This is a genomic window from Gottfriedia sp. NPDC057948 (assembly GCF_042887255.1).
Taxonomy (GTDB): domain Bacteria; phylum Bacillota; class Bacilli; order Bacillales; family Bacillaceae_G; genus Gottfriedia.
Window position 1 is genome coordinate 539,070 of the sequence record NZ_JBHVPN010000001.1, and the last position, 16,657, is coordinate 555,726.

At 32.7% G+C, this 16,657-nt stretch carries 16 protein-coding genes; 15 read left to right on the forward strand and 1 reads right to left on the reverse strand.

All coding sequences use genetic code 11. From position 1 onward, the window contains the following. The first annotated feature begins 527 nt into the window (after nt 1-527). The 4 genes from ACFVRR_RS02515 to ACFVRR_RS02530 all read left to right on the forward strand — a co-directional run bounded on the left by ACFVRR_RS02515 (nt 528) and on the right by ACFVRR_RS02530 (nt 2,872). Nucleotides 528-1,043: a YceD family protein gene (locus ACFVRR_RS02515; RefSeq protein ID WP_097975625.1), complete on the forward strand. Its 516-nt coding sequence runs from the start codon at nt 528-530 to the stop codon at nt 1,041-1,043. 55 nt (nt 1,044-1,098) lie between these two features. Next, nucleotides 1,099-1,272, forward strand: a complete 174-nt coding sequence (rpmF, locus tag ACFVRR_RS02520) for a 50S ribosomal protein L32 (protein WP_025672195.1) — start codon at nt 1,099-1,101, stop codon at nt 1,270-1,272. Nucleotides 1,273-1,446: 174 nt separating this feature from the next. Next, entirely contained in the window at nt 1,447-2,214 is a 768-nt protein-coding gene (locus ACFVRR_RS02525) for an enoyl-CoA hydratase/isomerase family protein (protein ID WP_387324332.1), read from the forward strand. 76 nt (nt 2,215-2,290) lie between these two features. Continuing rightward, the gene (locus tag ACFVRR_RS02530; RefSeq protein ID WP_387324334.1) at nt 2,291-2,872 is read left to right on the forward strand and encodes an RsfA family transcriptional regulator; all 582 of its coding nucleotides are present in this window, start codon (nt 2,291-2,293) and stop codon (nt 2,870-2,872) included. A gap of 47 nt (nt 2,873-2,919) precedes the next feature. Here ACFVRR_RS02530 and ACFVRR_RS02535 read toward each other — a convergent pair whose 3' ends face one another. Continuing rightward, the gene (locus tag ACFVRR_RS02535; RefSeq protein ID WP_248266466.1) at nt 2,920-3,333 is read right to left on the reverse strand and encodes a GNAT family N-acetyltransferase; all 414 of its coding nucleotides are present in this window, start codon (nt 3,331-3,333) and stop codon (nt 2,920-2,922) included. A 147-nt stretch (nt 3,334-3,480) separates the two neighbouring features. On the opposite strand from ACFVRR_RS02535, the gene ACFVRR_RS02540 reads away from it, so the two are divergent. The 11 genes from ACFVRR_RS02540 (at nt 3,481) to murD (ending at nt 16,597) form a co-directional block, all read left to right on the forward strand. After that, nucleotides 3,481-4,368 (forward strand): 2-dehydropantoate 2-reductase, encoded by an 888-nt coding sequence (locus tag ACFVRR_RS02540; protein WP_387324337.1) that lies wholly within the window; start codon nt 3,481-3,483, stop codon nt 4,366-4,368. Between the two features lie 6 nt (nt 4,369-4,374). Beyond that, the gene (locus tag ACFVRR_RS02545) at nt 4,375-4,767 is read left to right on the forward strand and encodes a DUF3397 family protein (RefSeq protein ID WP_056471117.1); all 393 of its coding nucleotides are present in this window, start codon (nt 4,375-4,377) and stop codon (nt 4,765-4,767) included. A gap of 26 nt (nt 4,768-4,793) precedes the next feature. Next, nucleotides 4,794-6,422, forward strand: coding sequence for a bacillithiol biosynthesis cysteine-adding enzyme BshC (bshC, locus tag ACFVRR_RS02550; RefSeq protein ID WP_387324340.1), 1,629 nt, complete (start codon nt 4,794-4,796; stop codon nt 6,420-6,422). Nucleotides 6,423-6,614: 192 nt separating this feature from the next. Continuing rightward, a complete protein-coding gene (gene mraZ, locus ACFVRR_RS02555) occupies nt 6,615-7,046 on the forward strand; it encodes a division/cell wall cluster transcriptional repressor MraZ (RefSeq protein WP_025672272.1) in 432 nt (143 codons plus the stop codon). 31 nt (nt 7,047-7,077) lie between these two features. Next, entirely contained in the window at nt 7,078-8,010 is a 933-nt protein-coding gene (gene rsmH / locus ACFVRR_RS02560; protein WP_248266462.1) for a 16S rRNA (cytosine(1402)-N(4))-methyltransferase RsmH, read from the forward strand. Between the two features lie 12 nt (nt 8,011-8,022). Further along, nucleotides 8,023-8,388: a cell division protein FtsL gene (gene ftsL, locus ACFVRR_RS02565; protein ID WP_387324345.1), complete on the forward strand. Its 366-nt coding sequence runs from the start codon at nt 8,023-8,025 to the stop codon at nt 8,386-8,388. An 11-nt stretch (nt 8,389-8,399) separates the two neighbouring features. Continuing rightward, entirely contained in the window at nt 8,400-10,592 is a 2,193-nt protein-coding gene (locus ACFVRR_RS02570; protein ID WP_387324348.1) for a penicillin-binding protein, read from the forward strand. 132 nt (nt 10,593-10,724) lie between these two features. Beyond that, a complete protein-coding gene (locus ACFVRR_RS02575; protein ID WP_387324350.1) occupies nt 10,725-12,677 on the forward strand; it encodes a stage V sporulation protein D in 1,953 nt (650 codons plus the stop codon). A 25-nt stretch (nt 12,678-12,702) separates the two neighbouring features. Next, nucleotides 12,703-14,169 (forward strand): UDP-N-acetylmuramoyl-L-alanyl-D-glutamate--2,6-diaminopimelate ligase, encoded by a 1,467-nt coding sequence (locus ACFVRR_RS02580; RefSeq protein WP_387324353.1) that lies wholly within the window; start codon nt 12,703-12,705, stop codon nt 14,167-14,169. Between the two features lie 100 nt (nt 14,170-14,269). After that, nucleotides 14,270-15,244, forward strand: coding sequence for a phospho-N-acetylmuramoyl-pentapeptide-transferase (gene mraY, locus ACFVRR_RS02585; protein ID WP_387324356.1), 975 nt, complete (start codon nt 14,270-14,272; stop codon nt 15,242-15,244). Further along, on the forward strand, nt 15,245-16,597 hold the full coding sequence (gene murD / locus ACFVRR_RS02590; RefSeq protein WP_387324359.1) for a UDP-N-acetylmuramoyl-L-alanine--D-glutamate ligase: 1,353 nt from the start codon (nt 15,245-15,247) through the stop codon (nt 16,595-16,597). Nucleotides 16,598-16,657: the final 60 nt, after the last annotated feature.

The window sequence follows — 16,657 nt, forward strand, 5'->3', positions numbered from 1 at the left end:
TTCTTTTAGCTGAATGGAGATATTCTAAAAAATAAGCAGAAGAGTTGTCTAGCTTCGGCTCCTAACTCCTCGAGGTCATAAGCTAATTTTTGGCTAAGATTAAAGAGCAAATCTTAGTGAAAATCGTCTTATGCTTGTCGGAGCTAAGTTAATTATTTATTGTAGTTTAAAATAAATTTTCTATCATTGAAAGAAGTATGTTTGATGTCCAGCTCCAGGCGTTTGCCCCTCGAGGTCATAAGCCAATTTTCATCTAAGATTAAAGTGCAAATCTTAGCTAAAAATCGTCTTATGCTAGTCGGGGCTAAGTCAAAAAAGTAAAAAAGATGTCTAGCTCCGGCTCCTAACTCCTCGAGGTCATAAGCCAATTTTCGTCTAAGATTAAAGAGCAAATCTTAGCCAAAAATCGTCTTATGCTTGTCGGAGCTAAGCAGTCGCCTCCGCTTTTCTGAAGTGTAAAGAAAAAATATTGACAAGTGATTATAAAGAATATATAATTTTCATTGTTGCCTTGAGGTGGTTTATTTATGAAATGGTCAGTGCACCAGTTGCAGAAATTAAGACATAAAGGTTTAAATTTAGATGAGACAATTGATGTAAGTCAAATAAAGGAACGTAATACTGATATTCGAGAGGTTTCTCCAATTCGAGTTACTGGACGAGTTGATTTTGGAACGAACCGTTATACGTTTCATTTAACAATAACTGGATATTTAATTTTACCTTGTGTAAGAACATTAGTTGATGTAAAATATCCTTTGTCGATTACCACAACAGAAACATTTTTTACAACATCTGAATGGAAAAGTGAAGATGAGAATTTTCACATCCTAGAGGGTGACGTGTTAGACTTAACCCCAGTGATTGAGGAATGTATCTTAGCCGAGATTCCAATGCAGGTTTTTGCAGAGGATGTTGAGGGGAAGGAAACAGCTCCAACATCAGGAACAGATTGGGAAGTTAGGGAACATGTCGAAGTAGAGCAAAAAATTGACCCTCGACTTGCTGGTTTAGCAAAATTTTTTGACAAACAAGATAATTGAGAAGTACCGGATAACCGGCTTCATAACAAACACTCACTTTAAGGAGGTGGGATCAATGGCAGTACCTGCAAGAAGAACGTCCAAAACTGTAAAAAGAAAGCGTCGTACGCATTTTAAATTAGCGGTACCTGGAATGGTTGAATGCCCAAACTGTAGTGAATTAACATTAGCACACCGCGTATGTAAATCATGCGGACACTACAAAGGAAAACAAGTACTTAGCAAATAAGCTAGTCTTTGAATGAGCACATAGGAAACTATGTGCTTTTCCTTTTGCCCTTAAACGTAGTTTATCTATGATCGAATCCTCTAAAACCATGCTTCCTCTTCCCTCTGCCCATTTCAATTTCTGTATAGTATAATAAAAACTAATAGGAAACTAGGTATAGAGAGAGGGATTCCAATGTCTGAAGTAATTACTTATCAAAGAGATGAAATAGATTATATATTTTTAAATAGGCCTAAATACGGGAATTGCATTGATGAAAATACGGTAGAAAAACTTTCTGAAATTATCCGAGAAATCCGAATGAAATCCCAAAGTAAACTAGTTGTATTAACTGGGGAAGGTATGAAATATTTTTGTACCGGTGGAGATTTAAACACAATTTTAAAGTTTAAAAATAATTTAAATGGATTGGAATCTTTTAATCTAAAAATGTGTGATGTGATTTATCAAATTGCTATGTTACCTCAAATTACAATCTGTTTTATAAACGGTTATGCTTTAGGTGGCGGCTGCGAACTGGCAAGTGCATTCGATTTTAGATACGCGAGTCACAATGCGAAAATAGGATTTATTCAAGGAAGAATGGGAATTCCAACCTCTTGGGGTGGAGGTACCGTGCTTCAAGAAAAAATGAGTCATCAAGATTGGATTACATTACTATCATCCTCAAATATTTACACCGCATTTCAAGCTAAGAAGATCGGCTTTATACATGAACTATCAAAAGATTTAACAAGTTTACATAATGAAAGCTTTATTAGTTTAGCTAGAGGTATTCCAGCACAAATTCATCATCAAAATAAAAAAATACTTATTCGTAAATGGACTGAGCAAAATCTTAAGAGAAGAATGGAAGAAGAAGTTATTTCTGCTATGCCACTTTGGTTTTCAGATGAACATATAAAAAATATCGAACAATTTACAAATAAATTGGAAAAGTAATCTTCTACCTTCATTTTTTTGTGCATATGAATTAGTAAAATCTGCTTATTGCATAAGAAATTGGAGGGGATTGCAAATGGTTGCAAATCGCCAGGATGCATGGACAAAAGATGAAGATAACTACTTAGCTGAAGTAGTTTTAAAAACGATAAATGAAGGGTCAACTCAATTAATGGCATTTAAAGTAGTAGCAAAGAACTTATCAAGGACTGCTGCTGCTTGCGGTTACCGATGGAATTCTTATGTTAGAAAGTTCTACAAAGAAGAAATTGAAAAAGCAAAAAATAGTAGTAAAAAACAAGCTGTTCCCACAAATGAGGTAGAACCAACGCACGATTCGGAAATAATTACGAATGAGATTCACGAAGAAGCTACAACAGAAAAAGGCCATTCCGAAATAACCTTTGAGTCAGTATATAAATTCCTTGAATATTTGAGATTAAAAGTTGATGCTAGTGGACGAATTAAAGATATACAATCTTTAGAAAAAAAGCTATTAAAATATAAACAAGAAAATGAACAATTGAAAATTGAAAAACAACAACTAGTTGAAAAACTAAATGAGCTCCAAAGTGAATATGAACATTTATTTGATTTTTTAGATCAAAAACGAAAAATAGTAAATGTTAGTTCTAAAAATGACACGAAGGTAAAATAAAATGAAAAAACTCAACATCTCCTATAGGGGTGTTGAGTTTTTTGTCTTTATTTATTTTCAGGTTTCCAAATGACAAATTCAGAATCTGCCTCAATGAAACCTTGTTTTTTCCAAAATTCATTAGAATTTGCTCTTGGTATCGTTTTAATTGTTTTCTTAAAGGATTTAGCGAAATTTACTAATTCTTTTCCGTACCCATTCTTTTGATAATAAGGTAGAACTTCCATTTTATTAATTTCAATTATTTCTTCATTATTTTCACTATGTGTATATAAACTCATTCGGGCAATAAGTGCCTTGCCTAAGTATATACCATAGAAAGGAGATTGAAACTCGTTATCAATTAAATTTGATTCAAGATCTTCAAGCATTGATAGCTCTTGTAAACCGTAACCGGAAAATTGCTGAAATTGTTCAAGTGTTTTAAAATTTATTTGTAAACGTTCTATCTTGATGTTCAAAAAAGCTCCCCCTTAAAAAGAATGTAAATTTTTAATATTATAAATATAATTATATCGTACAATTAAATTTAAAAAAAGATAGATTCGGTGTAAATTTATTATCACAAAGATAATAGTGGAAAAATAATTTTTCGATTGGAGAAATCAATGAAAATAGGCATAATTGGTGGTGGTGCCGTCGGTCTTCTTACAGCATCGTATTTGTATCAAAATAAACATAATGTTACATTGTTTACGAGAACAGAAGAACAGGCAAATCTTATAAATAACTTAGGTGTTATACTTTCAGTAGATGAAAAAACGAAACAAATGTGTATAACAGCAAAAAAATTATTACCTAAAATAAACACGTTCGAGCTATTAATAGTTTGTGTTAAGCAATATCATTTAAATCAAATTGTTAACACGTTAAATCAATATGAGGGTGAGAATATATTATTTCTTCAAAATGGAATGTCTCATATTGATATCGTTAAAAATTTACCCATTCCAAATTGCTTTATAGGTATCGTTGAACACGGTGCATTAAAAACTTCTCCGAATGAAATCACACATACTGGTAAAGGTATAATTCGAATTGGTCAAATAAAGGGGAAAATAGATGCATTAAATCGCTTATCAAGTTTACATACAGCTGAGTTTCCAATCAAAAGCCAAGATGATTGGGAGTATATACTTAAACAAAAGTGTTTAATAAATTGTGTTATTAATCCTTTAACTTCTATATTGAACGTTCGCAATGGTGAATTAATCACTAATGAGTATTTTAAACCAATTTGTAAATTATTATTTAAAGAGGTTGCAACGATCCTAGATTTAAATAACCAAAAAGAGTGGGATAAATTAGTAGAAATATGCGAGAAAACGAAAGAAAACTACTCATCAATGAATCGAGATTTATTTCACGGTAGACAAACAGAAATTGAAAGTATGTTAGGATTTGTTAAAAAATTGGCAATTAATAAAAAAATAAATGTACCGACAATTGAACTTGTGTACAATAGTATAAAAGGACTTGAGAAGAAAAAGGGGTAATTCTTTTTGGAAAAATTTTTCATTTTCTTTATTTCACTATTAATTGAATTTCCGATTTTTTCAACAATATTTATCTATATGTTTTTGAAATTATTTTTTAAAAATAACAAGCGTAAACTTTTGCTTTTTACGCTAGATTTATCTACAATTCTATATATTAGTTCATTTTATTTTGTTTTAAATATGATTTTTCCAACTGCAACAGGTTGGATATTAATTAATTTATTATTGGTTATCTTATTTATTAGTATTATTCTTCAATGGAAAGCAAAAAGAGATATTCGGTTTACTAAGCTACTAAAAGGTTTTTGGAGAATGTCATGTATTCTGTTTATTATTCTTCACTGTATTACCGTGTTGGCTGGTTTAGTATTAAAAATAACTGAGTATAATGCTTAACTGAAGAGCGAGAGAGGAAGTTCGTAATGCAAATTAGTAAAGTCCATTTAGACGGGCAAAATAAATTGCTGAATGATTTTGTAAATGGAAATGAAGTAATTTCTTCTTTCTTTGGTGAAAATCCATTAGTAAAGGAAGAAATGGAATATAGAATTAAAAATATAATGGAGCGTTCTTATAATCGCACAGGATTAGTTAATGCACTAGAGAAGTTTCATCATAAGCATCATGCTAGTAATGTATCATTAGAAAATTTGAAAAAATTACTTAATAAAGATTCATTTGTGGTAATTGGTGGACAACAAGCTGGCTTATTAACTGGCCCATTGTATTCTATACATAAAATTATTTCAATTATTCAATTGGCTAAGAAATATGAAAAGGATCATGGTCTAACAGTCGTACCAGTATTTTGGATTGCCGGTGAAGACCATGATATAGATGAAATTAACCATATTCATACAATTGAGAACAAAACAGTAAAAAAACAAACCTTTTATCAAAAAACGACTTATTCCCATGCTGCTTCTAAAACAGAATTAGATCAACAGGAAATGAAAAAGTGGATTGATAAAATAGTTAAAACTTTTGATGAAACGAATTATTCGAAAGATTTACTTGAAGAACTATATTCGATGATTGAGCAATCTACTACTTACGTAGATTTTTTTGCGAAAATTATTTTTAAATTGTTCAAAAAAGAGGGACTTGTCTTAATTGATGCTGACGATCCGAATGTCCGTGAGTTGGAATCATCTTTATTTAAAGAAATGATTCAAAAGCAAGAGAACGTAAGAGGGGTTTTAAAGGATACGAAAAGCAGATTAATAAAATCTGGGTACCACGAAACACTTCAAATTTCTGAACAGAGCATTCATCTTTTTTACCATAGTAATGAAGGTAGACAGTTACTTGAAGTGTCTGAAAATGAAGATGTTTTTCAAACAAAAAATAAGAATTATCAATTCTCTAAACTTGAGTTGATCAAAATCGCAAATGAACAGCCAGCCTTATTAAGTAATAATGTTGTTACTAGACCGGTCATGCAGGAGTATTTATTTCCTACATTAGCATTTGTCGGCGGCCCTGGTGAGATTGCTTATTGGGCTGAGTTAAAGGACATTTTTAATCTATTTAACCTTCAAATGCCACCTGTGTTTTTAAGACATATGTTTACTATTTTTGAAAGAAATATCGTATCTGCATTAGAAGATTTTTCATTAGATATTAATGATGTGCTGAAAACATCATTAGAAGAGAAGAAAGTCGAATGGATTAACGATCAAGTGAAGCTAGACTATAAAGAAGTGTTTAGTCATGCTAAAAAGTCTTTAGAAGAATTGCATAAACCTCTTCAAGATGTAACGAATAAAGTAACACCTAACTTAAAGGATTTTTCTATAAAGAATTATGTAAAAATAGAAGAACAAATTTTACTTTTAGAACGAAAAATAGAAGAAACAATTTTAAAGCAAAATGAAGAACAAATTGAAAAGTGGAATCGAATCATCTGTTCAATTTCTCCTAATGGGAAACCACAGGAGCGAGCACTAAACATTCTCTACTATATTAATAAATATGGTTTTGATTTTGTTCATGAGCTTTGTGATTTAGAATTATCATGGGATTACGCTCATCAAATTGTAAAAATTTAAGCATCAAAAATATTGCCTTTATTAATATGAATTAAGTTGAAACAATTCTTTGAAAAAAGCTGAATTTTATAATAAAAATGAAATCCTGCTGAACTGTTAGCAGGATTTTTTGATTTTTTAAAGAATTTTTTAGAAAAGGTGGTAAGAAGTGGGGGAATGTGGTAAGTTTGTGTTAGAAAGTGGGGGAATAGGATGTTTATCGGTGAATATCAACATAATATCGATGTAAAAGGACGTCTTATTATACCTTCAAAATTTCGAGACAAGCTTGGTGAAAACTTCATTGTTACAAGAGGTTTGGATCAATGCTTATTTGGCTATTCATTGGCCGAATGGAGTGTAATTGAAGATAAACTGCGCACACTACCATTAACAAAAAAAGATGCGAGAGCATTTACTCGTTTTTTCTTCTCAGGAGCTATGGAATGTGAGATGGATAAGATGGGGAGAATTAATATAACACCTAACTTACGCAGTTATGCAAAATTAGAAAAAGAGTGTGTAGTAGTTGGTGTTACAAATCGTATTGAGATTTGGGATTTATCAACTTGGAATACATATATGAATGAATCAGAAGAGTCATTTGGTGAGTTGGCAGAAAACTTAATTGGATTTGACTTGTAAAAATTAACAAATTGAAAGTAGTGAAAGCATCATGTTTGAACATATTACGGTTTTATTAAAAGAAACTGTGGATTCTTTAGATATAAATGAAGATGGCATTTATGTAGATTGTACACTTGGCGGTGGAGGTCATAGTGAATACTTACTATCTCAACTTTCATCAAAGGGTAGATTAATCGCTTTTGACCAAGATGAAACAGCAATTAGACATGCAAAAGAGCGATTGAATAAATATGAAAACCAATTAACAATTGTAAAAAGTAATTTTAAACATATAAAAGAAGAACTTCATAATTTAGGCATTTATGAAGTTGATGGAATCTTATTTGACTTAGGTGTTTCTTCGCCACAACTAGACGTTGCTGAACGTGGATTTAGTTTTCATCAAGACGCACCACTTGATATGCGCATGAATCAAGAACAAACATTATCAGCATATGAAGTTGTAAATGACTGGCCATATGAGCAGCTTGTGAAAATATTTTTCCGATATGGAGAAGAGAAATTCTCTAAACAAGTTGCAAGAAGAATTGAAGAATTAAGAGCTAAGAAACCGATTGAAACAACTTTTGAGTTAGTCGAAATCATTAAAGATGCAATTCCTGCACCTGCAAGAAGAACTGGTGGACATCCTGCTAAAAGAATTTTTCAAGCAATTCGTATAGCTGTAAATGATGAACTAGGAGTATTTGAGGAAGCTCTAAAGGATGCAATTACTCTAATAAAACCTAAAGGTAGAATAAGTGTAATAACATTCCATTCATTAGAGGATCGCATTTGTAAAACGATTTTTAAAGAAGCTAGTTCGCTTCCGCCGTTACCACCAGGTTTACCAATTATTCCAGATGAGTTTAAGCCGAAGTTGAAATTAGTGACAAGAAAGCCACTTTTACCAACAGATGAAGAAGTCGAATTTAATAAGAGAGCAAGATCTGCAAAGTTAAGGGTTGCAGAAAAATTATAAGGAGGGAAAATAATGAGTAATTTGGCTAGAAAGCTACAACAAAATCAAGTTACTGATTTACAACAAAGACCTTCTAACAAGAAAAAACAAAAGAAAGTATCAAAAATTACACCTTTTGAGAAAATACTTTATTTAGTATTTATTTTTGCATGCTTCTTTATGGGGACAAAAATCATTAAAACTCAAGCGGCAATATATGATACAAATTTAAAAATTCAAAATGTGAAAAATGAAATAGCGGATGGAAAACAGCGTAACTCTGAGCTTAAAATGAAGATTGACGAATTAAGCACATATGAGCGCATATGGCAAAAAGCAAAAGAGTTAGGTTTAAATATTGATAGTAACAATGTAAAGTTTACCGACACTAGCAAGTAGGAGATTGTGATATGAGTAAGAAAAAGAATAAATACACAAATTATGGTATTCGTTGGTTTTTTCTAGGTACTTTACTCCTTTTTATATCACTTGTAGCTAGACTTGGCTATATACAATTATCAGACACAGTTGAAGGTAAAAATTTAAAAGTTTATGCGGATGAAAATTACAATACATCTCAAAAAATTCCAGCAAAAAGAGGAACAATCTATGATTCACACGGAGTTCCACTTGCGGAAGAGGTTACAGCATATACCGTGTCGGCAGTTCTAGATCCAAGAGCCTCCAAAAACTCAAAAGTGAAAAGGCATGTAGTAGACAAAGAAAAAACAGCTAGAGAATTATCATCAATTTTAGATATCGATGAATCGGAACTTTTAGCGAAATTAGGTAAACCAAAATATCAAGTTGAATTAGGACCAGGTGGAAAAAATATTTCTCAAAGCACAAAAGAACAAATTGAGAAATTAAAGCTACCTGGTATTGTTTTTACTCCATCACAGCAGCGATATTATCCAAATGGTGTATTTGCTTCTCATACGTTAGGGTATACGAATGTAGATGATAATGGTGACCTAATAGGAGAAATGGGATTAGAAAAAGCATTGAATAATGAATTAACCGAAAAGGATGGAAAAAGAAGCTTTTTACGTGATCGAAAAGGAAATATACTTCCATATGAAAATGAGAAGGTTACTCCTCCACATAATGGTGATGATGTGTATTTAACAGTAGATACAAAGATTCAAAGTTTACTAGAAGACGCAATGACTAGCGTTGAAAAAAAATATGAGCCAGAAAAGATTATGGCAATCGTTTCTGATCCAAAAACCGGTAAAATTGTTGCAATGAGTAATCGTCCTAGCTTCAATCCGAATATTCATGACATTACAAACTACACGAATGACCCGATTTCATATGCAATTGAAGCAGGTTCTACGATGAAAATATTCACTTTAGGGGCTGCAATGAATGAAGGCGTTTATAATGGGAATGAATATTTCCAATCAGGTCGATATAAAGTACCAGGTGGAGGCACTGTCCATGACGTAAATCGTAACGGGTGGGGTTCAATTACTTTTGACGAAGGGATTCAAAGGTCTTCAAACGTAGGTATTTCGATTCTTCTTAATGAAAAATTAGGTGCAGATCGCTTTTTACAATACTATAAAAACTTCGGGTTTACTCAAAAAACTAATATTAATCTTCCAGGTGAATCAAGTGGTAAATTAGTATTTAATTATCCACTTGAAAAAACAACAACTGCTTTTGGACAAGGATCCACAGTAACTGGAATTCAAATTATCCAAGCTGCAAGTGCTATTGCTAACAATGGGAAAATGATGAAACCATATATTGTAGATAAAATTGTCGATCATGATACGAATAAAGTCATTAAAGACTATAAATCTCAGGTTGTTGGTAATCCAATTTCAGAAGAAACAGCAAAAAGAGAGAGAGCGTTATTAGAAACGGTTATTACTGCGCCACATGGTACTGGGCATAACTATGCGATTGAAGGTTATACTGTCGCAGGTAAAACTGGTACTGCCCAAGTTGTTGACGATCACGGGAAATATCTTAAAGGACGTGGTCAAAACTTATTTTCATTTATCGGTATGGCACCAGCTGATAATCCAAAATTAGTCGTGTATGTAGCGATGCTTCGTCCGAAGCTTGAAGCGACTGAAATCGGTTCAGATGGTGTTTCTGAAATATTTAGAACAGTGACTAAAGGCGCATTAGAGTATATGAAGGTTGAGCCTGTTGAAAATGCTAAAGTAGACAAATTAATCGATAAAGAAAGTATAGAAATTCCGAATTTGAAGGGTCTAACTTTAGATGAAGCAAAATCTTTAGCTATATCTGAGGGATTAAAACCTGTATTATTAGGAAATGGGTTAGAAGTTACTGGTCAATCAATTAAGTCAAAAACTCAAGTTGTCAGAGGTACAAAAATTTATCTTAAGACAAATGGAACAAATACAATGCCATCGATTATTGGTTGGTCAAAATCGGATGTTAACCGTTTAGGTAAATTATTTAAGCTAAAAATCTCCTCCAAAGGATCTGGATTTGTTACAAGCCAGAGTATTAAAGAAGGTTCAGAGCTACGGGATCATGACTATTTAACGATTGAATTAAATAAACCTAATGGTACGACTAATGAAGAAAAAGATGTAAAAGTAGATGTACAAGAGTAAAATGGCTAAAATAAGATCAATTAAATAAAAATAACAATAGACCATTCTAGGACAATAACAAGCTAGAAGGTCTATTGTATTTGGTACAAGCATATATTGAAACGAACATAATGTAGAGGAGTGTTCGTTTCGATGCGAGTATCTAATGTAACAGTTCGAAAACGATTATTTTTTGTATTCATTGGTGGTTTATTAATTTTTTCTATTATTGCAACGAGGCTTGGTTATGTACAATTTGCTATGGGTGATCTTTTAACTGAGCGAGCGAAAAATTCGTGGAGTCGAGACATTCCATTTGAACCAAAGCGTGGTGAAATTTTAGATCGTAATGGTGTTGCTCTTGCTACTAATAAAAGTGCTCCATCTGTATTAGTCGTTCCTAGGCAAATTAAAGATCCTAAGGTAGCGACTGAAAAACTTGCCCCAATTTTAAAAATCTCCGAAGTAAAACTTTATAAAATTTTAACGAAAAGATCTAGTATGGAACACATTCGAACAGAAGGTATAAAAATTACAAATGAGAAAGCTAAACAAATCCGAGATCTTAACATAGCTGGTGTATACATAGCAGAGGATTCTAAAAGGTATTATCCATTTGGTAACTATCTTTCTCATGTTTTAGGTTTTGCTGGAATCGATAATCAGGGCTTAAACGGATTAGAACTTTATTATGATAAGCAATTAAGTGGTGAAAAAGGTAGTGTACAATTTTATTCTGACGCTAAAGGTCAAAGAATGCCTAATATTGCAGACGACTATATTCCACCAATTAATGGTTTAAACTTAAAATTAACTGTTGATTCGCGAATACAAACAATTCTTGAACGAGAAATGAATAATGCTACTGCTCAATATAATCCGGATTCAATGATTGGAATAGCGATGAATCCAAATACGGGAGAAATACTTGCAATGAGCAGTCGTCCAAGCTTCAATCCTACTAATTTTAAAAATGTTTCGCCTGAAGTATATAATCGAAATTTACCTGTTTGGTCAAATTATGAGCCAGGTTCAACATTTAAGATTATTACACTAGCAGCCGCATTAAATGAGGGATTAGTAGATTTGAATAAAGAGCATTTTTATGATGATGGGGCTGCTGAAGTAGCTGGTGCTCGTTTGCGTTGTCATAAAAGAGGTGGACATGGCTCTCAGACTTTCTTAGAGGTAGTTCAAAATTCTTGTAACCCAGGATTTGTAGAATTAGGTAATCGCCTAGGAGAAGATCGTTTATTTAACTATATTCGTAACTTTGGTTTCGGCAAAAAAACAGGAATTGATCTACAAGGTGAAGGATCAGGGATTTTATTCAGCATGGATAGAGTCGGTCCAGTTGAAGCAGCAACAACTGCTTTTGGTCAAGGTGTATCAGTTACACCAATTCAGCAAGTTGCAGCAGTATCAGCTGCTATTAATGGAGGAATTCTTTACCAACCTTTTATAGCCAAAGAGTTTGTAGATCCGGTTACAAACGAAGTAGTAAGTCGAAAAACACCAATTGCAAAAAGACGAGTTATTTCTCCAGATACATCTAAAAAGGTACGATTAGCTCTAGAAAGTGTTGTTGCACAAGGTACTGGTAAAGGTGCATTTGTGGAAGGATATCGTGTTGGTGGTAAAACTGGTACAGCGCAAAAAGTAAAAGATGGACGATACGATGATAGTAGCTTTATCGTATCGTTTGTAGGCTTTGCACCGGCTGACGATCCTCAAATAGTGGTTTATATTGCAGTTGATAATCCAAAAGGCACTGTTCAATTTGGGGGAGTTGTAGCTGCTCCAATAGTAGGGAATATTATTCGTGATAGTATGCAAGTTTTAGGCGTACCACCTAGAAAAAATCAAATCCCAAAAAAATTCGTATACGGTGATACACCAACATATGAAGTGCCAAATTTAATTGGTTTGGAGAAAAAAGATTTGCAACCTTTGCTAGATACTTTTACTATTGAATATAGTGGCAGTGGAAATATTGTCGTTGACCAAGCACCAAAAGCAGGAGTTAAACTAAAAGAAGGTTCTAAAATAAGAATTTATTTAGGAACGAAAGAAGAAACTAAATCTAAAACTAAAGATAAAAAATGATTTAGTGAATACGAAAGGAATTACTATGAAACTTCATACTTTACTATCAAGATTAAAGCCTTTAGTGAATCTTCCATCTGAAAATCCGGAAATCACTGGGGTTGAAATGGATTCAAGAAATGTAAAACCAGGTTATTTATTCATCTGTATTGAAGGATATACAGTTGATGGCCACAAGTACGTAAATCAAGCAATTGAAAACGGGGCAGTTGCGATCCTTGCACAAAAACCAATTGAATCGAATGTACCAGTAGCTTATGTGAAAGACACAAATCGTTCGATGGCTGTTGTTGGTAATGCCTTTTATGAAAACCCAACACAAAAACTAAATCTAGTTGGGATTACTGGTACGAATGGTAAGACCACTACTTCATATATTGTTGAAGAGATTGTTAAACACAATAAGAAAAAAACAGGTGTCATTGGTACAATTGGTATGAAAATAGGAGAAGAGATTTTTGAAACAAAAAATACAACTCCTGATAGTTTAACTTTACAATCAATGTTTGCAAAAATGGTTGACGCAAATGTGGATACGGCAGTTATGGAAGTATCTTCACATGCTTTACATTTAGGGCGTGTTCATGGCTGTGAATATGACATTGCTGTTTTTACAAATCTATCACAAGATCACTTAGATTATCATGGAACGATGGAAGAATATAAAAAAGCTAAAGGTTTATTATTCTCTCAATTGGGTAATAGCTTCTCAACGCAAAAACCTAAATTTGCGATCCTAAATAATGATGATTCTGCTTCTGAAGAATATATGAAGTTTACACAAGCAAATCTAATAACATATGGTTTAAGTAATGAAGCTGACTTGTTTGCTGATGAAATTGAATTAACGAATGCTGGTACTAGATTCACATTACATTTTTTAAATAAACAATATGTTGTAGAAATGAATCTTATTGGAACATTTAATGTATATAATGTGTTAGCGGCAATTGGTGCAGGAATCGCATTAAATATAGAAATGGAGACAATCCTAGACGCGGTCGCGACGATTGAAGGAGTGCCAGGACGATTCCAAGCCGTTAATGCTGGGCAAGATTTTACAGTTATTGTAGACTATGCGCATACACCAGATAGTTTAGAAAATGTATTAAATACTGTTAAGCAATTTGCAAAAAATGATATTTTTACTGTTGTTGGTTGTGGTGGAGATCGTGACCGTACAAAACGACCACTAATGGGTGAGATTGCAGCGGATCTTTCAACAAAAGCGATTTTTACATCTGACAACCCAAGAACGGAAGACCCAACTTTAATTTTAGAAGACATGAAACGCGGATTAGAGCATAATAATATTACGGTAATAGAAGATCGTAAAAAAGCTATAACATTTGCGATTCAAAATGCAAAAAAACATGATATTATTGTTATTGCAGGTAAAGGTCATGAGACATATCAGATTGTAGGAACGAATGTTTCACATTTTGATGATGTTGAAGAAGCTAAAGAAGCTATTTTGCAAAGAAGAGGATAGTATCCTCTTCTTTGTAATGTGAAAAATTGATTTCATAATTCTTTATAAAAGAATTAAACTATTAACAACAAAGAAGAGAACTTAGAAAGGAGGGCGTATAATGCTAGAACCGTCAATTTTAGTTGCTATGATTACAGCATTTATCATTGCAGTCATTTTATCGCCTATTTTTATACCGTACTTAAGAAAACTTAAATTTGGACAGAGTATTCGAGACGAAGGTCCAGAATCTCATAAAAAGAAATCAGGAACCCCAACTATGGGTGGGATTATCATATTAATTGCTTTAAGTTTATCTGCACTTTTAATTTCTATGTATTTTGATGTTTTATCAACACGTACATATGTATTATTATTTGTCACAATTTGTTTTGGAGTAATTGGATTTTTAGATGACTATATTAAGGTTGTTAAAAAAAGAAACCTAGGACTAACATCTAAACAAAAATTCATTTGCCAAGTTATTGTGTCAATCATTGTCTTTTTTGCAATCCGTGCTATGGGAATCTCTACATCTATTTCGATACCAGGGACACATTATTCATTTGATTTAGGCTTTATCTATGTATTATTAATTATCTTTATGCTAGTTGGTACTTCAAACGCTGTAAATTTAACAGATGGATTAGATGGACTTGTGTCAGGTACAGCAGCAATCGCATTTGGTGCATATGCAGTACTTGCTTATAACCAACACCAGCTTGATGTGGCAATATTTTCAATAGCAGTTGTAGGAGCTGTATTAGGTTTCTTAGTATTTAATGCACACCCTGCAAAGGTCTTTATGGGAGATACGGGCTCATTAGCATTAGGTGGGGCGCTTGCTGCAATTGCAATCGTTACACACTTAGAAATTTTACTTGTTATTATTGGTGGTATTTTTGTTATTGAAACGCTATCAGTAATGATTCAAGTTGCCTCTTTTAAAGCAACTGGTAAAAGGGTATTTAAAATGAGCCCTCTGCACCATCATTATGAATTATCTGGATGGTCAGAATGGCGTGTAGTAGTAACATTTTGGTTTGTAGGATTACTTTTTGCATTATTAGGAATTTATATTGAGGTGTGGATGTAATTGAATAACATATCGAATTTTCAAAATAAAAATGTATTAGTATTAGGAATGGCAAAGAGCGGTTATGCAGCTAGTAGATTATTAAAAAAATTAGGTGCGACTGTAACTGTTAATGATCGAACTCCTTTTGAACAAAATGAAATCGCACAAAAGCTAAAAAGTGAAGGTTTTAACGTAGTTTGTGGTGAGCATCCACTTTCATTAGTAGATGACCAACCATTTTGTATCGTCAAAAATCCAGGAATTCCATATACGAATCCATTATTAATAGAAGCTGTAAAGCGTAATATTCCGATTTATACGGAAATAGAGCTTGCATATTTAATAAGTGAAGCACCATTTATCGGTATTACAGGCTCTAATGGGAAAACGACAACGACAACTTTAGTATTAAATATGTTACAAGAAGGCAATAAAAAACCACTTGTTGCAGGAAACATTGGTACTGTTGCATGTGAAGTTGCTGAAAATGCAAATGAAGATAATATTATTGTAACTGAACTTTCTTCATTTCAATTGATGGGAATCGAAAGTTTCCGACCAAAAATTTCATTAATCACAAATATTTTCGAAGCTCATCTAGACTATCATGGTACAAAAGATGAGTATATTAAGGCAAAAGCCAATATATTTAAAAATCAAACAGAAAATGATTTTGCTGTCGTTAATTTTGATGATGAGAATGTAATGGCAATGGCTTCTCAAATTAGAGCGAAAATTATTCCATTCTCTTCAACTAAAATTATGCAAGATGGTGCATATGTTCAAAATGGCTTTATTTATTTTAAAGAGAAAAAAGTGATTGAAGTTGAAAAAATTGTCTTACCAGGTAAACATAATTTAGAAAATATATTAGCAGCAGTAGCAATTTCTAAACTTTTAGATGTTGAAAATGATGCAATTGAAAAGGTATTAACAACTTTCACTGGAGTTGAGCACCGACTTCAGTTTGTTACAGAAATAAATAAGAGAAAGTTTTATAATGATTCAAAGGCTACTAATATTTTAGCAACACAAAAAGCAATCTCTTCTTTTCAAAAACCAGTCATTTTAATAGCTGGTGGATTAGATCGAGGAAATGGGTTTGACGATTTAATTCCTTATTTTAAAAATGTAAAAATAATGGTCACTTATGGTCAAACAGCAGAAAAATTAATTGAATCAGCAGAAAAAGCAGGAATGAAAGCAGTAAAATCGGTAGATAATGTTGAAGATGCTGTAAATGAAGCATTCGCTCATTCAGAAGTTGGAGATATTATTTTATTGTCACCTGCTTGTGCAAGCTGGGATCAATTTAAGACTTTTGAAGAACGTGGTAATAAATTTATACAAGCAGTGCATAAGTTAATGTAAGGCTTGTTTAATTCAAAAGTTGAGGTGTATTTAAGTGCCAACAAAGAAAAATAGTCCTGA